Raw genomic sequence first — 20904 nt, 5'->3', positions numbered from 1 at the left:
GAAATTATTAGTAGATGAAACAGCAAAGCAAGTGAGTGAGGCTGAGAAGCAAAAGAAACTAGAAGAGAGTAAGAAGCAAGAAGAAGCGAAAAAGCTAGAAGAGAGTAAGAAGCAAGAAGAAGCAAAAAAACTAGAAGAGAGTAAGAAGCAAGAAGAAGCAAAAAAACTAGAAGAGAGTAAGAAGCAAGAAGAGGCGAAAAAGCTAGAAGAGAGTAAGAAACAGGAAGAAGCAAAAAAGCTAGAAGAAAGTAAGAAACAAGAAGAACAGAAGAAATAGGAATAGTAAGTAAAATACAGCAGCATTTCGGAAGGAATAAATACAATCATAAGGCAAATAGGTGAGAGAGCCCTACTACTCACCTATTTGCTTTGTTTTTCTTATTTCACTATTCGTGGGTATAAGGCCTTCACCCAAAAATTTAACGAATGTGAGGAAGTTAGTTGGCAGCCCACCACTTGGTGAAGGTTAATAATCAGTGGGGGATGAACAAAATCCCTACTGATTAAAGTGTCACTTTATTTCTCAATACTTTTCTGAAAAAAAGGAAAAATTGTTGAGAAATAAAAATAATCAAAAAATATATTGTATTTATATAGTTTTGTTCGTTATAATGAACTTAAGGTTTTAAAAAAAGAACAAATATTAGCTAAGCTTAGCTAATATAGTTTTAGTTACACCTCTTATTTTGAAATAAGAGATAAAAATACAAAAAACAGCTAGGGGGAATTGATTGTGAGTCTGAAAAAGAAATTAGGTATGGGAGTTGCATCAGCAGCATTGGGGTTATCTTTAATTGGGGGAGGAACATTTGCATTCTTTAGCGATAAAGAAGTGTCAAATAATACATTTGCAGCTGGGACGTTAGATCTTACATTAAACCCTAAAACGCTTGTAGATATTAAAGATTTAAAACCAGGGGATTCTGTTAAGAAAGAGTTCTTATTAAAGAACGACGGTACTTTAGCAATTAAAGATGTTAAATTAGCGACAAAGTACAGTATTACAGATGCAAAAGGTGATAATGCTGGTGAAGACTTTGGTAAGCATATTAAAGTGAAATTCCTTTGGAACTGGGATAAACAAAGTGAGCCTGTATATGAAACAACTTTAGCTGAGTTACAAAATGTGGATCCAGATGTTTTAGCTAAAGACATCTTTGCTCCAGAGTGGGCAGAGAATGGTGGTCTAGCACCAAATTCAGAAGACTATCTATGGGTACAATTTGTATTCGAAGATGATGGTAAAGATCAAAACAAATTCCAAGGCGATTCATTGAACTTAGAATGGACATTCAACGCAAGCCAAACAGATGGCGAAGAAAAATAATAAATCAAAAAGCGGGGATTCCCCCGCTTTTTTTTATAAAGAAAAAAAGAAGTGCCAGTTTTAAGCACTCTTTCATATGTATTATTGTTGATTTTTCTTCCATTGTGTAAATTCGAGAAATTCACGAAACTGTTCTTTTGAGACACCGGAGCTCATCGCATCTTTAACGAGTTGTGTCCATTCGGAGTCTAGATGACTTTCTGTTGTTGTTTCATCGTGAAGTAAAGTATCAATTGGAATTTGTAGAACAGCTGCAATTTTTTCAAGAAACTGAATAGAAGGGTTTTTTTGTAAATTCCGTTCTATAGAACTAATGTAAGATTTAGCTACACCAGCTTTTTCGGCGAGTTCTGTTAGTGAAATGCCTTTTTGTAAACGAAGGCGTTTTATACGTTCTCCTATCATATTTGCGCACCTTTCTATCAATATGTAGTCGTCTTATGATGTGATTATTATAACATAAACTTCGTTAAAAAGAACGAGGCTATTGAGCCTGGCTCGTATGCTTCATACGTTGGAAAAAGTGTTCAATATCTTGCAGGGCAATGCCAGCATCTAGAGCTTCAAGTATTAAATCAATCCATTCTTGATCTAGTGAGTCAGCCTTATCTTTGTACAAATGTAATTCCTCCCTAATTATTGGTCATAATTGCTGCTACATAGTAGACGATAATTAACCAAATTTTATATTTTATGTGTCAAATTATCGAATATTGTGTAGATGAAACAAAGATAAAATCCCCATTAAATTCTCTCTATGGAAATTATAATGTTTTCGCCAAAAATTTTCAATATTTTCAGAAAACATTGTTGAATTGTGATATATTCGTATACTAACTATGAAATTTTTACAAATATATTAAAAAGATTACATAATATAACTAAATATTGAAAATATATTGAATTTTTAATAATATAAAATATGTAATACATATTTTATATTAGGGGAGGAAATAAGGGATGAAAAAGAAACCATTTAAAGTGTTATCATCAATTGCTTTGACAGCTGTTCTAGGCTTGTCGTTTGGTGCTGGAAGCCAGTCTGTATATGCTGAAACGCCTGAAAACAAGACAGCTACAAGCCCAGTGGATGATCACTTAATCCCAGAAGAGAGATTAGCAAATGCGCTAAAAAAACGTGGGGTAATTGATTCATCTGCTTCAGGGACAGAAACAAAGAAAGCTGTCGAAAAGTATGTAGAGAAAAAGAAGGGTGAAAATCCTGGGAAAGAAGCGGCAAGTGGGGACCAACTTACGAAAGATGCATCTGACTTTTTAAAGAAAGTGAAAGATGCGAAAGCAGACACGAAAGAAAAGTTAGATAAACCTGCAACAGGGACACCTGCTGCGACAGGACCAGTTAAAGGCGGTCTAAATGGTAAAGTACCAACTTCTCCAGCAAAGCAAAAAGAATATAACGGTGAAGTTCGAAAGGATAAAGTACTCGTTTTACTTGTAGAGTATGCTGACTTTAAACATAACAATATCGATAAAGAGCCTGGCTACATGTATTCTAACGATTTTAATAAAGAGCATTATGAAAAAATGTTATTCGGTAACGAGCCGTTTACACTAGATGATGGAAGTAAAATTGAAACGTTTAAACAATATTACGAAGAGCAATCTGGTGGTAGCTACACAGTGGACGGAACAGTTACAAAATGGTTAACGGTTCCTGGTAAAGCAGCTGATTATGGTGCTGATGCTGGTACAGGTCATGATAATAAAGGACCAAAAGGACCACGTGATCTAGTAAAAGATGCATTAAAAGCAGCTGTAGATAGCGGACTTGATTTATCACAGTTTGATCAGTTCGATCAATACGATGTAAATGGTGATGGAAATCAAAATCAACCGGACGGTTTAATCGATCACTTAATGATTATTCATGCGGGTGTTGGACAAGAAGCAGGCGGTGGTAAATTAGGTGATGATGCAATTTGGTCACATCGCTGGACAGTTGGACCAAAACCATTCGCAATTGAAGGTACACAAGCGAAAGTTCCATATTGGGGCGGAAAGATGGCAGCATTCGACTACACAATTGAACCAGAAGATGGCGCGGTTGGTGTATTCGCACATGAATATGGCCATGATTTAGGTCTTCCAGATGAGTATGATACACAATATAGCGGTGATGGTGAGCCGGTTGAAGCTTGGTCTATTATGAGTGGCGGTAGCTGGGCTGGTAAAATTGCTGGAACAACACCAACGAGTTTATCACCACAAAATAAAGAGTTTTTCCAAAAAACAATAGGTGGTAACTGGGCAAATATCGTAGAGGTAGATTACGAGAAATTAAATAAAGGTATCGGTCTAGCAACATACTTAGACCAAAGTGTTACGAAGTCAGATCGTCCAGGTCTGATTCGTGTTAACTTACCAGATAAAGATGTAAAAGGAATTCAGCCTGCATTTGGTAAACAGTATTACTACAGCACAAAAGGTGACGATCTTCATACAAAGATGGAAACACCGCTGTTCGATTTAACAAATGCAACGACTGCGAAATTTGATTTCAAGTCATTGTATGAAATCGAAGCAGAGTACGATTTCCTTGAAGTACACGCTGTAACAGAAGACGGTCAACAAACGTTAATTGAAAGACTTGGTGAGAAAGCAAATAGTGGAAATGCAGCTACGACAAATGGAAAATGGATTGATAAATCATATGATTTAAGTCAGTTCAAAGGTAAGAAAGTGAAATTAACATTTGATTACATTACTGATGGTGGTTTAGCGTTAAACGGATTCGCTCTTGATAATGCGTCATTAACAGTAGATGGTCAAGTTGCATTCTCAGATGATGCAGAAGGTACATCACAATTTAAATTAGATGGTTTCGTTGTATCTAACGGAACAGAGAAGAAAAAACATAACTACTATGTTGAGTGGAGAAACTATGCTGGTTCAGATAACGCATTGAAATTTGCTCGCGGTCCGGTATATAACACTGGTATGGTTGTATGGTATGCGGATTCAGCTTACACAGATAACTGGGTTGGTATACATCCAGGACATGGTTTCCTTGGAGTAGTTGACTCTCATCCAGAAGCAATTGCAGGAACTTTAAATGGCAAACCAACATTTAAAAGCAGTACGCGATTCCAAATTGCTGATTCGGCGTTCTCATTCGACAAAACGCCAGCTTGGAAAGTTGTATCTCCAACGCGTGGAACATTCGTATACGATGGATTACCAGGGGTACCGAAGTTCGATGACTCTAAAAAGTATATTAATGAGCAGATTCCAGATGCAGGACGTATTTTACCGAAGCTTGGTCTGAAGTTTGAAGTAGTAGGACAAGCTGATGATAATTCTGCAGGTGCTGTTCGTTTATACCGTTAATACAGTAAAACTACCGAGAGATGTTCTTTCGGTAGTTTTTTTGTGAGCAATGAATTTTATATAAAGTAAAAAGTCATATATAATGTAACTTTACGAATAGAAATTTGTTACATATAAAGTCTATATAAATAATGAAAGAATTGTATAAAGTGAAACTTTAATCGGTGGGGGTTTTGTCCATCCCCACTGATTATTAACTTCCTTGAATTCGCTGGATTTTGAGGTGAGAGTCTTACTGCTCGTTAATAGCGGGATAAACATAGTGGGAGAAGGTGAGTGAATGAGTATTTCCTCTATTGTAAATAAACAAAAGGAATATTTTTATAAAGGACATACGAGAAGTGTAGAGACGAGAAAGAATAATTTGAAGAAGCTTTATGAAGGAATTCAGCGTTTTGAGGATGAGATTTTTCAAGCGTTGAAATTAGATTTGAATAAATCAGTTCACGAATCATTTACAACAGAAATTGGATATGTACTAAAAGAGATTTCTTTTCAAATGAAGCATATTTCATCTTGGAGTAAACCAAAGCGTGTTCGCACAGCTCTTACTCATTTTGGATCGAAGGGGAAAGTAGTGCCAGAACCGTATGGTGTGACGCTTATTATCGCACCGTGGAACTATCCGTTTCAATTAGCAATTGCCCCACTCGTAGGAGCATTGGCAGCCGGAAATACAGTCGTTTTAAAGCCGTCAGAGTTAACGCCAAACGTTTCAAAAGTGCTTACGAGAATGCTAGAAGAATTATTCCCAGAAGAGCTTGTATCGGTAGTAGAAGGCGGTGTTGAGGAAAGCAGTGCACTTTTAAAGGAACCGTTTGACTATATTTTCTTTACAGGTAGTGTTGGCGTCGGAAAAGTTGTGATGGAAGCAGCGGCAAAAAAATTAACGCCTCTTACGTTAGAACTTGGCGGGAAAAGTCCATGTATTGTACATAAAGATGCAAAGCTAGATGTAACCGCAAGACGTATCGTTTGGGGCAAGTTTTTGAATGCTGGGCAGACGTGTGTAGCGCCTGATTATATGTACGTTCATTCTTCAGTGAAAGAGCAGTTAATCGAGGCATTACGACATGAAATCGCAGAGCAATATGGAAAAGATGCTTTACAAAATGACAATTACGTACGAATTGTGAGTGAGCGTCATTTTGAACGCTTATGTACATTTTTGCAAGATGGTAAACCTGAGATTGGAGGGAATTATACGAAAGAAACATTACACATCGAGCCTACAGTGTTAACGAATGTTACATGGCAAAGTACTGTTATGGAAGATGAAATTTTCGGACCAATTTTACCAATTATAGAATATGACAAAATAGAAGAGGTAATTGAAACGATTCAGCACCATCCAAAGCCGTTAGCACTATATGTATTTTCTGAAGATAGAAAAGTGCAAGAGAAAGTGACGAGTAATATTTCATATGGCGGAGGATGTATAAATGATGTCGTATATCACCTTGCAACGCCATATTTACCTTTTGGGGGCGTTGGAAGTAGTGGGTTGGGCAGCTATCATGGTGAACAAAGTTTTCGGACTTTTTCCCATTATAAAAGCATTTTGTCCCAATCTACAGCATTCGATATGAAAATTCGTTACTCTTCTACAAAAAGTGCTTTAAAATTCATACGAAAGTTGTTAAAATGATGATGGTGTTTATCAGTAGGCGTAGCCGTATGATAAAAACCCCTTCGCAACTGAAGGGGTTTTTCTGTTCGACATATGTATCATGCGAAAATGAATCAAACATACTACATAAAGAATAGAAGAGAACGCTGCTAAACAACCATTTTTGTTTGGATCGAAACAAAAAATAGTCTATAGAACATAAATATTTATTCATGAATATAAAAATTAAAATTTAAGGTAGATAGGACGGGAAAATGAAAAAGATTATTAAAGTTGAAGCAGTAGAAAAACATTTTGGAAATCAAGTGATTATCCCCCCTCTTTCTTTAGATATTAAAGAAGGAGAATTTTTAACAATTTTAGGACCGAGTGGTTGCGGGAAAACGACTTTACTTCGTATGATCGCAGGATTTGAAACGCCAACTAAAGGGAATCTTTTATTAGATGATGAAAAGATTAACGATTTGCCGCCATACAAGCGTCATATGAATTTAGTGTTCCAACATTACGCACTATTCCCACATATGAATGTTGAAAAAAATATTTGTTTCGGTATGAAAATGCAAAAAGTATCAGCGGCAGAACAGAAAGAACGTGCGGAAGAGGCAATGCGTTTAACTCAGTTACTGGAGTTCCGTAACCGTAAACCTTCGAAGCTTTCTGGTGGACAGCAGCAGCGTGTAGCAATTGCAAGAGCAATTGTAAACAACCCACGTGTATTACTATTAGATGAGCCACTTGGAGCGCTTGACTTTAAGTTAAGAAAAGATTTGCAACGTGAATTGAAAAACTTACAACGTAATTTAGGAATTACGTTCATATATGTAACGCACGATCAAGAAGAAGCGATGAGTATGAGTGATCGTATTGTCGTTATGAATAAAGGGCATATCGAACAAGTCGGCACGCCTAAAGAAATTTACAATAAGCCGAAAACATTGTTTGTTGCGACGTTCATAGGTGAAAATAATATCGTAAAAAATGGGGAAAACTACGTAGCAGTTCGCCCTGAAAATGTAAAAGTTCGCTCGGTGGAAGAGCCAATTTTAAAAGAATACCACCTTGGGCATATTGAAGATATTGAATTTGTTGGAAATATGGAAAAGCTATATGTACGTGAGGAGAAAACAGCGGAATTACTAATGGCATACCAAACTGCTGAAGCAGCAACGCAGTGGAGCATTGGGGATAATGTATATGTAGGTTGGGAGCAAGAGGACGAGGTGACCTTAAATTGAAGAAAGGGAAATTACTCGCATTACCTACAGTCGTATGGCTGTTACTCTTCTTCCTAATTCCACTTCTGTTCGTATTAGCATTTGCCTTCATGCAGCGCGGAGCATACGGGACAGTGGAGATGAAATTCACATTAGATAACATAGCGCGTGTGTTTGATCCATTATATATGGGGACGTTATGGGAAACAGTGAAGATAGCTGTTATTACTACAGTACTATGTTTATTAATCGGTTATCCATTTGCCTATACAATTACAATTGTTGATCGTAAATATCGTTCTATCCTTCTATTATTGGCAACGATTCCGTTCTGGATTAACTTTCTTGTTCGTTCATACGCATGGATTGTTATTTTGCGTTCACAAGGACTTGTAAACACATTGCTATTGAAACTAGGTATTATTAGTGAACCTTTAAATCTGCTATATAATACACCTTCTGTAATACTCGGAATGGTATATTCTTTATTACCATTTATGATTTTACCAGTGTATGCAGCAATTGAGCAGCTTGATAAGCGTAAGCTAGAGGCAGCTTATGATTTAGGAGCAACACCAGTAAAGGCATTTTGGAATGTAACAGTACCGATGACGATGTCAGGGATTACAACTGGTTCTATTTTAGTATTCGTTTCTTCTATCGGAATGTTTGTTGTATCAGACGTTATGGGTGGATCGAAAGTAGCATTAATCGGAAACGTAATTCAAAACCAATTCTTAGGCTCACGTGACTGGCCGTTTGGTTCCGCGTTATCTATGATTGTTGTTCTATTCTCTGTTCTGTTAATTTACTTATATTATCGTGCAACGAAAGTATATAAATATGATGGAAACGGAGGGGAATAGGCAAAAATGAAGAAGTTTTTAGTTTCTTATTCTTGGTTAATCTTATTGTTTTTGTATTTTCCAATGATGGTTTTAATGGTATATTCCTTCAACGATTCTCGCATTAATGCGGAATGGGAGGGCTTTACACTCCATTGGTATACAGATTTATTTCAAAAACAAGATGTTATTGATGCGTTTGTAAATAGTATTACGATTGCTCTTATAACGACAATTGTGACGACAGTTCTTGGTGTGATTTTTGCTATTGCATTACACCGTTACAAATATCGTTTTGAAGGGGCTATTAACGGTCTTGTATATTTACCAATTTTAATTCCTGATATTTTAATGGGATTATCTTTACTTATCCTATTTAGTCAATTAGGTATGGAACTTGGAAAAACAACAATTATTATTGCACACATTACATTCAGTATTTCATTTGTTGTTGTTATTTTAGCGGCACGTCTTTCTGGCATGGGACGTGATTTAGAAGAGGCTGCAAACGATTTAGGAGCAACGCCGTGGCAAACGTTTCGTTATGTAACGTTTCCAGCAATTGCACCAGGAGTTATTTCAGCCGCATTATTAACATTCACATTATCGATTGATGATTTTGTAATTAGTTTCTTCGTATCAGGACCAGGCTCAACAACATTGCCATTATACATTTATAGTATGGTTAAGCGCGGAGTATCACCTGAAATTAATGCTCTGTCTACAATATTAATTGTTGTAATTGTAGGATTAATGGTGCTATCGGAAATCTTCCGTAATAAAGGTGCAGACGGTGAAGAAAACTCTGGAGGACACCTTCCTTTATAATACGAATGATATAGAAAGAACGAGGAGGTAAAAAATCAATGAAATTGATGAAGACATTAGCTGGCGCAGCTATTAGCTTCGGGCTTGTTGCAGGTGTACTTGCGGGCTGTGGTGAGAAGAAAGAAGAATTAAATATTTATAGTTGGGCTGACAACTTTGATGAGCAAGTTTTAAAAGATTTTGAAAAGAAATATAACGTGAAAATCAATTATGATAAATATGCAAGTAATGAAGAAATGCTTGCGAAATTACAAGCTGGTGGCGCAACATATGATTTGATTCAGCCGTCTGATTACATGGTGAAAACGATGGCGAAGATGGACTTGTTAGAGCCTTTAGATAAGAAGAACATCCCGAATATCGAGAATCTTGTTTCTAATTTCAAAACACCCGCGTTTGATCCAGAGAATAAGTATTCTTTAGTATATACTTGGGGTGTAACAGGAATTGCATACAATAAAAAGTATGTGAAAGAAACACCTACAAGTTGGAATGATTTATGGAACGAGAAATATAAAGGACATGTTACTTTATTAAACGATTCTCGTGAAGTATTAGGAATGGGACTTAAGAAAAACGGTTTCTCTAATAGCACGAAAGAGGATGCACAGTTAAAGACAGCGTCAAATGATTTACAGAAGCTACTTCCAAACTTATTAGCATTCGATACAGATAACATTAAACAAAAATTCATTACCGAAGATGCTTGGATCGGGACAGTTTGGTCTGGAGACGCAGCATTTATCGCGAAAGATAACAAAGATGTAGGATACGTTGTACCAAAAGAAGGTGGCACAATTTGGGCTGACACGTTAGCGATTCCAAAAGGTGCGAAACATAAAGAACTTGCAGAGAAGTTTATGAATTACTTATTAGATGAAAAAGTAAGTGTGAAAAACTATGAGTCAATTGGTTACAGTAATCCAAATGAAAAAGCTCGTCCTCTTCATAGTAAAGAATATCGTGAAAACCACATGATTTTCTTAACGAAAGAAGAATTAAATCGTACAGAATGGCTTGTTGATGTAGACGATAAGTTAAAAGATTACGATCGTTACTGGACAGAGCTGAAAACAAAAGGTAAATAAGTAAGAAAATGCGGTTTCTAAAGTAGAAATCGCATTTTTTCATAAGTAGGAGGAAATCGTTTGAAGAAAAAGTTACATCGATATGAGTTCATGTGTATGATTTTATTACTTGCTTTATTCGGCATTATCGCTTGGAGAGTACAAGCAAGCGGAGTTACAGCAGTGGATACATATGTCCGAGAGATGGTAAAAGGATTACAAACAGAAAGCTCAATTACATTCTTCACATATTTTACAAAGTTAGGATCTGCAATTGGAGTTATAACGACACTAGTTATAAGCTTGCTCGTTTTTTGGAAAAAGCGTTATTATGCTGCTATGATTGTGTATCCAATGGCTATATTAACGACACACCTTGTTAATAAGGGAATAAAAGAAATTGCAAAAAGAGACCGCCCATCATTAAATGAGGCACTTGACGCACTTGGGTATAGCTTCCCAAGTGGACATGCAATGCTATCTATCATAACATTCGGTTTTCTTGCCTATATCATTGCTGCGAATTTGAAAAGTATAGCTGGAAAATGTGGTATTACGATTTCGATGGGCATATTAATTATATTGATTGGATTAAGTAGAGTTATTTTAAATGTACATTATCCAACCGATATTTTAGCAGGTTACTGCGCAGGTGGCATTTTGTTAATCATAGCAATTTATTGTCATCGTTTACTTACCGAGAGATTGGGACTTAATAACGAGAGATAGAAAAACGCCTAGAAAAACTAGTATTATAGTTTTTCTAGACGTTTTTTGTTTATGGGGAGATGTGATACAGTATAAATGATAAGTGAATTATATAAAGTAGGTGAAAATGTGTGAAGACAAATGTACATAAAATTGATAAGTGGGGGAAGATAGGAACTTTTCTGTATCAATTTCGTTATACAGTAATCGTAGCATTACTATTACTTGCGATAGTGCTCGGTACTTTTGCTCCAAAACTTCCAGGAGTATTGGGTGGTGATGGTTTCCAAACAGAAGGGGATTATCAAAGGACGAAAGAAATTTTAGATAAAGATTTTAAGCAGTCTCAAGATACACTTTTACTCGTTTTTGAGAAGGAAAAGGATACTTCGCATGAGGATTTCCAAAAGCGTATAGAGGGGATAATAAATCAAATTCAAGAGAAGGAAACATACGAATCTTTTCATCATCCAATGCAAAATAAAGAGATGTTACAAGATGATATCGGTTATGCGACGATTTTATTTTCCGGGAAAACAAATAAAGAACGAATGGAAAAGACATTACAATTCGCCGACAAAATCGAGAAGGAAAGTAGTGCAGTACTAAAAGTAACACCGACAGGGTATCCGAAAATTAATCAAGAGATTAATGAAAGAACGCAAAACGATTTAAAAGTAGCAGAGATGATTGGATTACCTATTGCGTTTCTCGTACTATTATTCTCATTTGGTAGTCTGCTTGCTTCTATTTTACCGATTGTAAATGGCGCGCTTAGTGTCATTAGTACGATGGGGATTTTATATTTTATAGGTAGTGATAAAGAGCTGTCTATTTTCGTGTTAAATGTTGCGCCGATGATTGGGCTCGCATTATCAATTGATTTCGCACTGTTATTTGTAAATCGTTTTCGAGAGGAAGTTGCGAAGAGAACCGTGAAAGAAGCGATAGCGATTACGTATCAAACGGCAGGGCGTGCTATCGTATTTTCAGGGTTATGTGTATTCGTCGGTTTATCCGGTTTATTTTTCTTTAAGATAGACTATATTCAGTCTGTTGCCATTAGCGGGATGATTGTCGTTATTATGAGCATTTTGTTTTCGCTCACGCTTCTTCCAGCGCTATTATCTCTAATTGGTAAAAGGATATTGAAAAAGAATCAGGCGGCGCCTACGCCATCAAATGTATGGCGTAAATTTGCACAGTTTGTAATGAAACATCCAATCGTCATGATTATTGTTGTTATAACATTTATTGTTATTTGTTTATTACCGCTACGTACAGCTAACTTGCAGTTTCCTGGTGTTGAAGCGTTACCTGAAAAGAGTGATACGAGAGTTGCATTTGAGAAGTATGAAGAAACCTTTAATAAAACTGTCCAAACACACGCTGATGTTACATTAGTAGTAGAGACGAAGAAAGATATAACAGAAAAAGAAAGCTTACAAAAGATAGAAGCTGTCGTTCAAAAGTTAAAAGATGATAAGCAAGTATATAAGGTGAAAAGTGTATATGACGGGCTAAATGGAATGAAAGCAGATCAAGTTGCTGGAATATTGCAGTCGCCAGAAGCTGCGAAAATAGCTCCTGTATTTGAAGCGTATACGAAAGGAAATAAAACAACAATGGAAGTCTTTTTGGATACGAAGCCAAGTACAGAAACTGCAAAACAATGGGTTCGTGATTTCAAAAAGAATTATAAGGAAAACAATGTTACTTACTATTTGGGCGGTATGACAACGTTCCAGCAAGAGTTAGAAGATGAAATTAAAGATAAAGTTGCAATTGGTATGTCTGTTATATTTGGATCAACCTTTGTCATTTTATTATTCGCATTCCGCTCTATACTCATTCCAATTAAAGCGATTATTATGAACGTACTTAGTTTAAGCGCAACAATTGGAATTGTAATTTGGTTATTTGAAGGTGGGCATTTCGGATTAGAGGAAAGTTCAGTTTTATTTGTATTACCAATCTTTATTTTTGGTCTCGTATTTGGTCTTAGTATGGATTATGAAGTATTCCTTATTTCACGTATTCACGAGCTATATGAGGAGACGAAAGATAATGATAAAGCAACGCTAGAAGGGCTTGTCTCTACAAGTCGTATCATTACGTCGGCTGCTTTAATTATGATTGTTGTTACCGGTGCATTTGCCTTCACCGATATTTTACCAGTAAAGCAAATGGGAATTGGTGTTGCGATAGCGATATTTCTTGATGCAACAATTATTCGCCTTATGCTCGTACCAAGTTTAATGAAATTGTTTGGAGATTGGAACTGGTGGTTACCATTCCGAAAGAAAAGAAAAAAATCGTCGTAAAAAATACTCATCTATAAGATGAGTATTTTTTTATGAATAGCAAGGCCTATATTTTGCAAATAGTATGTGATAAGAACATTACATACAAGTAGGTGAAGGCAATGTTTCGTTATTTTAAGTTTAAGCTAAATGATACAGTACAGTTTGCTGAAAAAGATGGACATATGTATCGCATTGTCGGTTATCGGTTAGAAAAAGGATTTTATCCAAAAGATGAATGGACTCATATCATTTATGAACTACTTAGAGAATTTGACGGGTATACGATGGATGCGGAAGAAGAGGAACTTGTAAAAGTCATTCAAGTAGAGGATGAGTATTATAAAATACAAGAAGTATCGGGGTATCGTTATCCAGTAAAAATGAAGCAAAAGCAGCAAGTTATGAAAGGAGAGAAAATAGACGACTTATTAGATACGTACAACGACTATAAACGATTGGCGGATTTCTTTAAAGATTTATTGTATGAACAAAAAGCTGAAGAAGTGTTGCAGGAGATGAAAAGGCTTAGAGCGTGAGGGGACAGTCGATTATAAGACTGTCCTCTATTTTTGACGGTGCATCAAAGTATGTTTTCCGTTACAATGAGAGAATCAATAGAAATAAGGTGATTTATAGTATGGAAACAAAGAAAAAGGGCGAATGGTGTGAAATTACGGTTCCAGCGACGTGGAATGGTATAAGTATTGAGTCGTTGTTAAAAGTAGAATGGGAAGTACCAAAAAAGTTATTACATCAGCTTCGTATGGAAAAAGGTGTTACGGTTAACGGAGAACAGAGGAGATGGAATGAACTTTTAAAAGAAGGAGATAAGTTACAAGTTCATATGTTTATGGAGGAGGAGTACGGCGTAGAGCCGGAATACGGTGAATTAAATGTAGTGTTTGAAGACGATCACGTACTCATTGTAAATAAGCCCGAGCAAATGGATACACATCCTTCTGAAAAAAATGGGACGGGAACACTTGCCAATCTTGTTGCTTTTCATTTTCAAATGCAAGGTTTAGAGACGAAGGTTCGTCATATCCATAGGTTAGATAAAGATACGACAGGTGGTGTTGTATTCGCAAAACATAGAATTGCGGGTGCAATTATGGATCGTTTATTAATGGAACGGAAAATTAAAAGAACGTATACGGCACTTGTTGAAGGAAGAGTAAAAAAGAAGCAGGGCACAATTGACGCGGCCATTGGAAGAGATCGACATCATGCTACGAGGCGCCGTGTTTCTCCAAATGGTGACCAAGCTATAACATATTATAAAGTAGAAAAATATTTTAAGAAGCAAGATGCTACCTTGGTAACGTTACAATTAGAAACAGGTAGAACTCATCAAATTCGTGTTCATATGAGCTATAATGGAAATCCGTTAGTTGGGGATGTATTATATGGTGGACAAACAAAATATATGGATCGCCAAGCGTTACATGCGATGAAAATTAATTTTTTGCATCCGATTACGAAAGAAGAGATCGAAGTTGAAGTACAATTCCCTACAAATTTAAACAATACAATGAAAGAATTTCAAAGAGAAAATGCGTAAAGTGTAAGTTTTACATTGAGAAAGTTAGATTTTTGCAGGGATTTCTCTAAAAGAGGCGAAGCCGTTAAGAGAATAGAGAGGTGAGAATCACTTGGTCAAATATAAATATATACTAGGAATATTTTTCGCTTGTCTTTTATTTACTCTATGCTTCTATCCATATTTATCAAGTCGTATGGCAGTACATTGGAACGAGAATGGTGTGCCCAACGAGTTTATGAGTAAACAAGTTGTTGTATTATTTATTCCTTGTCTTATTATTTTCTTACATGGATTAGTGTATATTATTTCACATAATATATATAAATTTGATAAAGAAGAGCATTTCATTATAAGTGGATTTATAAAGAGTGTTACTTTATTTATGTTATTTATCCATATGCTCATTCTCTTTATTAATTCGGGAAGTATTATATCCTTTCAAACAGGACTAACAATTGGAATTAGTATGTTTCTTTTTATGCTTAGCAAAGAGTTTAAAAAGGTAAAGGGTACGGAGAAAGAACCGATCAAATTACAAAAAATTCGTTTAGTTAGTAGACGAATTTTTCAAGTGATGGCGTGTAGCATATTACTTTCATTGTTTTTGAGCCTAAAGTGGGGGTTTTATGTGTTAATTAGTGTAATAAGCTGCGGGTCTATTTTGTTTATGTTCTACATTTTATACGCATACATATTAGAAAGCTATGAAACATAAAAAAAGAGTCTTCTAGGAGAAGACTCTTTTTTTCTATTTACTTCGTAATGAATTGTTGTGTCCAGTAGTTGCCGCTTTCTACATAACCAACACCGATATGAGTGAAGCCACTATTTAAAATGTTTGCACGGTGTCCAGCACTGTTCATCCAAGCTTGTACAACTTCTTCTGGTGTACGTTGGCCTTGTGCGATGTTTTCACCTGCAGATGTATAAGAAATACCGAATTTCTTCATCATGTCAAACGGAGATCCGTATGTAGGGCTGTTATGATCAAAGTAGTTATTCTTTTGCATATCTTCAGATTTAGCGCGTGCAACTTTGCTTAATTCAGTATCAATTTGTAATGCTGGTAAGCCTTGTTTTGTACGCTCAGCGTTTGTTAATTCAACAACGCGTTGTTCGAATTCGCTTAAAGATTTTGCTTCTTCAGCAGGCTTTTGCTCAGCAGGTTTTTGTGTCTCGTTTTGAGTATTGTTGTTTTCAACTGGTTTTTGAGCTTCTGGTTTAGCAACTTCTTCAGCAGGCTTTTGTTCCGCTGGTTTTTGAGTTTCCTCAGCAGGCTTTTGAGCTTCTGGCTTAGCTGTTGGTTGTTCAGTTACAACATTTTCAGTAGGCTGTTGACCAGGAATGAAGCAATCTTGTTGGAATTGACCTTGATTCCATTGTGCTAATGACTCAACTCCCATAGATTGTAAGAATGCTTGTAATTCTTGTTGGCTCATTTGTTTCATCATTACTTTTGAATGCTGAATATTTTGAACCTTTATGTTAGATGGTTGTACTGTTGCAGCTTGTGCATCTAAAGATGATACTCCTAAAGTAAGAGCTGTTGCAGCAGCTACAGATAATAAAACACGCTTTTTCATGATGTGTGTCCCCCTATATAAAGTTTTAATTTGTTTTCACACGATTTGTTTTTGACAGCCTGTCTGACTGACAAATCCATCGTAGCATACAATTTGCGAGAAATAAGATGGAAAAAAATTCATAGATTTAAAAATTACCTAATTTATCCTAAGAGGAGAAAAGGGAAGAAATAAGAGAAACGTAGAGTATAAAAGGAATTTTCAGCATTTTTATGCTTGGTTTTAAGAGGAGTATTTTGGATAAAGTTACCTAAATTGAAAATGAAGAATCCTATTGTATCAATGGTTTGAGCATTTTTTTGAGGAATATAATGGATTGATTTTTACAAAACTGTAATGTTTCTGTTGTTCTTTTTTATAATAAAGTAACATATTTTTAATGTTGTAGCGGACAAAAAAGCGGCTATCTCTTTACATAGACGAAGGAGATAGCCGTTTTCCTATTGTTACGTATGTTACGAGTTATTACGAGTTGGTTTCAATTGCTTCTAATAATAAGTCTACAATATGAATTCCTCGCATTTTATGAGAAATTCCTTCACGTTCAATACCTAGTTTCATTTGTAATAGACATCCAGGATTTGCAGTAACAATTGTCGCTGCATCTGTTTCATGCACACGATCCATTTTATAATCTAGAAATTCCATTGATAACTCCGAATGAACAATATTATAAATACCAGCAGAACCACAGCAGCGGTCTGCATCCTTCATTTCACGATAGATTGCACCTTTGATGGCCTCTAGTAACATACGAGGTTCAGAAGATGTTCGCATAACATTACGTAAATGACAAGAGTCTTGATACGTAATAATTTGCGGTGGAAGTCGTAAATCAGTTCGTTTATGGAAATCTAGTTCTACTAGTATAGCAGTAATATCTTTAATTTTAGAAACAAACTGCTTTGCACGCTCTGCCCACTTAGGATCATCTTTTAATAAATAATCATAATCTACGAGATAAGCTCCGCAGCCACCTGCATTCGTAATGATATAGTCGATTTGTAAATCTTCGAATGCTTGTATATTTCGTTTTGCTAATTCCTTTGCACCACTTTTTTCACCAGCATGTCCGTGTAATGCTCCGCAACAACTTTGTGTTTTCGGAATAACGACATCACAACCAGCAAGTTGAAGAAGTTTCATCGTTGCGTTATTTGTTTCTAAAAACATAGTATCCATTAAACACCCTGTGAAGAAAGCAACTTGCTTTTTCTTTGTAATTGCAGATTGTAAAAATTCAGGGCGATTTTTCATTTCTTTCATTTTAGGAACTTTCGGTAAGACAAGATCCATCGTTGCGATCGTTTCAGGGAATAGCTTCATAATCCCCGTTTTATGTGAGAGCGTCTGCAAACCAGAGCGTTGATATAATCCGATAAGTCCAGTTAAAGTTCTCATGCGGTTTTGATGAGGGAATAATCCTTCAAATACAACTTTACGAACGGCTTTCACTGGCAGCGAGAATTTTTTGTTTTGATTAATAATGTCACGAGTTTCTTCTAATAAATGTCCATAATTAACACCAGATGGACAAACGGGCTCACAAGCACGGCAGCCTAGGCAAACATTTAAAGTATTTTCAACATCTTCATCTGGCTCAATTAAACCATCTACGACGGCTTTCATTAATGCGATACGACCGCGTGGTGAATGTGATTCTTTATACCCAGATTGAATGTAAGTAGGACAAGTAGGTAAACAAAAACCGCATCGCATACAATTTAATAGTTCGTCTTCATTTAATCGTTCTTTAAATTCCTTTTGAATTTTTTCTTTATTTAATGTTGTCATCGCTCAACCACCACTCTTTTACGAGAGTCTTTCGCGAACATCTTTCCTGGATTCATAATGTTATTTGGATCAAAGGCTTGTTTAATACCTTGCATTGCAGCAATACCTTCTTTACCTAATTTCATTTCTAAATACGGAGCTTTCATCGCGCCAACACCGTGTTCACCAGTAATGGTACCACCAAGCTCAATCGCTTTCGCAAATATTTCGGCAAAAGCTTGCTCAGCTCGGTGCATTTCTTCTTCGTTACGAGCATCTGTCATACAAGTTGGATGTAGATTACCATCACCAGCATGACCAAAAGTACAAATAGGAATATTATATTTTTTTGCAATCGCATTAATTGCTTCAACCATTGGAGCGATTTTTGAACGCGGTACAGTTGCATCTTCTAATATTGTTGTTGGTTTTAGTCTTGCAAGTGCTGATAGTGCACTACGGCGTGCTGTACGAAGCGCATCTGCTTCGGCTTCATCTTTTGCAACGCGAACATCGACCGCATTCATAGCACGGCAAACGTTAGCCATTTTTTCGATATCTCGATTGACAACCTCAGGTGGACCGTCTTGTTCAATTAATAAAATTGCTTTGACGTCAGTTGGTAAACCGATTTGTGCAAACTCTTCTACAACTTCAATTGTTGGTTGGTCTAAAAACTCAAGTGTCGCCGGAATAATTTTATTCGCAATAATAGCAGAAACAGCTCGAGCAGCTTCGTTAATATCTTCATATAGTGCGAGCATTGTTTTCTTCGTTTCAGGCATAGGGACAAGTTTTAATATAGCTTCCGTAACAACACCAAGTGTTCCTTCAGAGCCAATAAATAAACGAGTTAAATCATAACCAGCTACATCTTTTGCTAATTTACCGCCAGTGCGAATGATATCGCCGTTCGGTAAGACAATTTCAAGCCCCATTACATAATCACGTGTTACGCCATATTTTAAACCACGTAATCCGCCCGAATTTTCATTAATATTACCGCCGATTGTAGAAATTTTCATAGAGCTTGGATCTGGTGGATAAAATAAACCTTTTTCTTCTACAGCTTTAATGATATCAAGTGTAATAACGCCAGCTTGTACAGTAATTGTTAAATTTTCTTCGTCAATTTCTAAAATATTGTTCATATGACGGAAAATAAGGACGATACCGCCTTCTAATGGACACGTTCCTGCACAAAGATTCGTTCCAGAACCTCGTACATATACCGGGATTTTATGAGTGTTACACACTTTTAACACGTCTGCTACTTCATTTGTATTACGAGGAGCAATGACTGCATCAGGCATCGCTTGGAAGTTTGGAGTGGCATCATAACTATAAGTTAAACGCCCCATATTGGATGTATCTACATTATCTTCGCCAACAATAGATACGAATGAATCAATAATTTGCTTTTCTAACATTGGAAATCCCCCTCAAACTGTTAACGTATTTCGTCATAATAAAAAACGTTGTAACAGTGCTTTCATTATAATGATAAAAAAGTCGGGGGATTCTTTCTATGTACAATCATCTAAATATTAATCTATTTTATCGTTATTTTTTGTATGATTATCTAATAAGAGGAGTGCGAAGTATAAAACATTTAAATCTTTGAATTGTTTCGGGTCAAGTCCTGTATGTTCTTCAATCTTTTTTAGCCTGTAATGTAGTGTATTAATGTGTATATGTAATTGCTCAGCTGTCTGCTTATAAGATTGGTTATAATCGATAAATAAACGTAAAGTGTGCATAAGCTCAGGAGATGATACTAAGTTTTCAATGGTACGCTCTAGAAACTGTTCCCGAGTTTCAGTAGAAATATCTTGTAAGCACATTTCTAAACGTAAATCTTCATTAAATACAATTTCTTTCGTTTTAAGTGATACTGAAAGGGCGCGTAATGCTTGTTCGTACGATAAGTTCATATTGCTTGGCGTAACTGTTTGTCCAATCCCGATATATAAAGTAATAGAAAATAAAGTTTCACAGTCTTGTTTTAACCGTTTTAAAAATTGAAAGGTTTGCTCTTTGGATTGCATTGTTGTAAACAAAATAAACCGTTCATTTCCCCAACGAACAAATAAATTTTCTTTTGCTAAAATGTTGCGCATATGTTGCCAAATTTTACGCTGGAGCATCGTATTATCTTGGGCGATTGATAATAAAATAAGTTGTTTCTTCTTATATAAATCAATGCCAAGCGTTTTTGCACGATCGAGAAAACTTGGAGACCAGTCTGTATTTTGAAGCCAATCAAAGACAAATGCTTCATAAGAACGGTGCTCAAGTTCTAGTTGTTCTAAAAAGTAGTTTTCATGAATTAATAATTCGGTCATCTTACGTAATATTTCTCCGTATTGTGAAATATTTTCAGGTTCTCCTCTAATTCCAATCACGCCGATTACTTCGTCATGGAATAGTAATGGAAGATTCATCCCAGCTTTTACACCTTGCAGTCGTCGTTCATCATCTTTTGTAATAATGACAGTTTTCTTTTGTTTCGCACAGCGGAGTGCACCTTCATGAAATTGACCGATTCTTTCCGCATCTGTACTTGCGATAATAACGCCTTGTATATTAATAATAATAATGTTTTCAGTAATTAATCTGCGTACTTCACGTACAATTTTATTCGCTAAATCAGGAAAAAGCATAATTTGCACACCTCAAATTCTATTTGTTGTACATTATATATGTAAGTTTATTAATAAAGGAAGATT

At 36.0% G+C, this 20904-nt stretch carries 18 protein-coding genes and 1 pseudogene; 13 read left to right on the top strand and 6 right to left on the bottom strand.

Annotation, left to right across the window (positions count from 1 at the left end):
- Both MR071_RS12765 and calY read left to right on the top strand, forming a co-directional pair.
- Window positions 1-277, top strand: a pseudogene (locus MR071_RS12765) (DUF4047 domain-containing protein); the annotation flags it as partial.
- Window positions 278-733: 456 nt separating this feature from the next.
- Window positions 734-1327, top strand: coding sequence for a biofilm matrix protein CalY (gene calY, locus MR071_RS12760; protein WP_242236306.1), 594 nt, complete (start codon window positions 734-736; stop codon window positions 1325-1327).
- An 81-nt stretch (window positions 1328-1408) separates the two neighbouring features.
- On the opposite strand, the gene MR071_RS12755 is transcribed toward calY, so the two are convergent.
- Both MR071_RS12755 and MR071_RS12750 read right to left on the bottom strand, forming a co-directional pair.
- Window positions 1409-1732: a helix-turn-helix domain-containing protein gene (locus MR071_RS12755; protein ID WP_242236304.1), complete on the bottom strand. Its 324-nt coding sequence runs from the start codon at window positions 1730-1732 to the stop codon at window positions 1409-1411.
- Between the two features lie 79 nt (window positions 1733-1811).
- Window positions 1812-1946 carry an anti-repressor SinI family protein gene (locus tag MR071_RS12750; protein ID WP_002011474.1) on the bottom strand — a complete coding sequence of 45 codons (135 nt, stop codon included), beginning with the start codon at window positions 1944-1946 and terminating at the stop codon, window positions 1812-1814.
- Between the two features lie 341 nt (window positions 1947-2287).
- Here MR071_RS12750 and inhA1 point away from each other — a divergent pair, with 341 nt between their 5' ends.
- From inhA1 to MR071_RS12695, 11 genes are all read left to right on the top strand, one after another.
- On the top strand, window positions 2288-4675 hold the full coding sequence (inhA1, locus tag MR071_RS12745; protein ID WP_242236301.1) for a M6 family metalloprotease immune inhibitor InhA1: 2388 nt from the start codon (window positions 2288-2290) through the stop codon (window positions 4673-4675).
- Window positions 4676-4955: 280 nt separating this feature from the next.
- The gene (locus MR071_RS12740) at window positions 4956-6323 is read left to right on the top strand and encodes an aldehyde dehydrogenase (RefSeq protein ID WP_242236299.1); all 1368 of its coding nucleotides are present in this window, start codon (window positions 4956-4958) and stop codon (window positions 6321-6323) included.
- Between the two features lie 236 nt (window positions 6324-6559).
- On the top strand, window positions 6560-7543 hold the full coding sequence (gene potA, locus MR071_RS12735) for a spermidine/putrescine ABC transporter ATP-binding protein PotA (protein ID WP_242236297.1): 984 nt from the start codon (window positions 6560-6562) through the stop codon (window positions 7541-7543).
- Complete coding sequence (gene potB, locus MR071_RS12730) at window positions 7540-8388, top strand: spermidine/putrescine ABC transporter permease PotB (RefSeq protein ID WP_002126118.1); 849 nt, start codon at window positions 7540-7542, stop codon at window positions 8386-8388. The genes potA and potB overlap by 4 nt, the downstream gene beginning before the upstream one ends.
- Before the next feature lie 6 nt (window positions 8389-8394).
- Entirely contained in the window at window positions 8395-9195 is an 801-nt protein-coding gene (gene potC / locus MR071_RS12725) for a spermidine/putrescine ABC transporter permease PotC (protein WP_002149696.1), read from the top strand.
- 38 nt (window positions 9196-9233) lie between these two features.
- Window positions 9234-10283 carry a spermidine/putrescine ABC transporter substrate-binding protein PotD gene (potD, locus tag MR071_RS12720; RefSeq protein WP_242236295.1) on the top strand — a complete coding sequence of 350 codons (1050 nt, stop codon included), beginning with the start codon at window positions 9234-9236 and terminating at the stop codon, window positions 10281-10283.
- Window positions 10284-10343: 60 nt separating this feature from the next.
- The gene (locus tag MR071_RS12715; RefSeq protein ID WP_242236293.1) at window positions 10344-10991 is read left to right on the top strand and encodes a phosphatase PAP2 family protein; all 648 of its coding nucleotides are present in this window, start codon (window positions 10344-10346) and stop codon (window positions 10989-10991) included.
- 110 nt (window positions 10992-11101) lie between these two features.
- Window positions 11102-13294, top strand: a complete 2193-nt coding sequence (locus MR071_RS12710) for an MMPL family transporter (RefSeq protein WP_242236291.1) — start codon at window positions 11102-11104, stop codon at window positions 13292-13294.
- Window positions 13295-13395: 101 nt separating this feature from the next.
- Entirely contained in the window at window positions 13396-13812 is a 417-nt protein-coding gene (locus MR071_RS12705) for a hypothetical protein (protein ID WP_002149692.1), read from the top strand.
- Between the two features lie 101 nt (window positions 13813-13913).
- Entirely contained in the window at window positions 13914-14837 is a 924-nt protein-coding gene (locus tag MR071_RS12700) for an RluA family pseudouridine synthase (protein WP_105584176.1), read from the top strand.
- Window positions 14838-14928: 91 nt separating this feature from the next.
- Window positions 14929-15534 (top strand): DUF1648 domain-containing protein, encoded by a 606-nt coding sequence (locus tag MR071_RS12695; RefSeq protein ID WP_242236289.1) that lies wholly within the window; start codon window positions 14929-14931, stop codon window positions 15532-15534.
- A 37-nt stretch (window positions 15535-15571) separates the two neighbouring features.
- Here the strand turns inward: MR071_RS12695 and MR071_RS12690 are convergent, their stop codons facing one another.
- The 4 genes from MR071_RS12690 to MR071_RS12675 form a co-directional block, all read right to left on the bottom strand.
- Complete coding sequence (locus tag MR071_RS12690) at window positions 15572-16402, bottom strand: CAP domain-containing protein (RefSeq protein WP_002202710.1); 831 nt, start codon at window positions 16400-16402, stop codon at window positions 15572-15574.
- A gap of 465 nt (window positions 16403-16867) precedes the next feature.
- Window positions 16868-18196, bottom strand: a complete 1329-nt coding sequence (locus tag MR071_RS12685; RefSeq protein ID WP_242236287.1) for a (Fe-S)-binding protein — start codon at window positions 18194-18196, stop codon at window positions 16868-16870.
- Window positions 18193-19605 carry a glycolate oxidase subunit GlcD gene (gene glcD / locus MR071_RS12680; protein WP_242236285.1) on the bottom strand — a complete coding sequence of 471 codons (1413 nt, stop codon included), beginning with the start codon at window positions 19603-19605 and terminating at the stop codon, window positions 18193-18195. The genes MR071_RS12685 and glcD overlap by 4 nt, the downstream gene beginning before the upstream one ends.
- Before the next feature lie 117 nt (window positions 19606-19722).
- Window positions 19723-20838, bottom strand: a complete 1116-nt coding sequence (locus tag MR071_RS12675; RefSeq protein WP_242236283.1) for a CdaR family transcriptional regulator — start codon at window positions 20836-20838, stop codon at window positions 19723-19725.
- Between the last annotated feature and the right edge of the window lie 66 nt (window positions 20839-20904).

It is taken from the genome of Bacillus cereus group sp. BfR-BA-01316 (assembly GCF_022664195.1).
Lineage (GTDB): Bacteria > Bacillota > Bacilli > Bacillales > Bacillaceae_G > Bacillus_A.
Note: the sequence above shows the minus strand (reverse complement) of the source record. Positions and strands in the feature narration are given on the sequence as shown.

Bases quoted from the DNA above. Each gene is read 5' to 3' on its own strand.
- MR071_RS12675 (WP_242236283.1), bottom strand. From the start codon at position 20,838: ATGCTTTTTCCTGATTTAGCGAATAAAATTGTACGTGAAGTACGCAGA.
- MR071_RS12700 (WP_105584176.1), top strand. From the start codon at position 13,914: ATGGAAACAAAGAAAAAGGGCGAATGGTGTGAAATTACGGTTCCAGCG.
- MR071_RS12685 (WP_242236287.1), bottom strand. From the start codon at position 18,196: ATGACAACATTAAATAAAGAAAAAATTCAAAAGGAATTTAAAGAACGA.
- glcD (WP_242236285.1), bottom strand. From the start codon at position 19,605: ATGTTAGAAAAGCAAATTATTGATTCATTCGTATCTATTGTTGGCGAA.
- MR071_RS12690 (WP_002202710.1), bottom strand. From the start codon at position 16,402: ATGAAAAAGCGTGTTTTATTATCTGTAGCTGCTGCAACAGCTCTTACT.
- MR071_RS12705 (WP_002149692.1), top strand. From the start codon at position 13,396: ATGTTTCGTTATTTTAAGTTTAAGCTAAATGATACAGTACAGTTTGCT.
- potD (WP_242236295.1), top strand. From the start codon at position 9,234: ATGAAATTGATGAAGACATTAGCTGGCGCAGCTATTAGCTTCGGGCTT.
- potA (WP_242236297.1), top strand. From the start codon at position 6,560: ATGAAAAAGATTATTAAAGTTGAAGCAGTAGAAAAACATTTTGGAAAT.
- MR071_RS12740 (WP_242236299.1), top strand. From the start codon at position 4,956: ATGAGTATTTCCTCTATTGTAAATAAACAAAAGGAATATTTTTATAAA.
- potC (WP_002149696.1), top strand. From the start codon at position 8,395: ATGAAGAAGTTTTTAGTTTCTTATTCTTGGTTAATCTTATTGTTTTTG.
- inhA1 (WP_242236301.1), top strand. From the start codon at position 2,288: ATGAAAAAGAAACCATTTAAAGTGTTATCATCAATTGCTTTGACAGCT.
- MR071_RS12755 (WP_242236304.1), bottom strand. From the start codon at position 1,732: ATGATAGGAGAACGTATAAAACGCCTTCGTTTACAAAAAGGCATTTCA.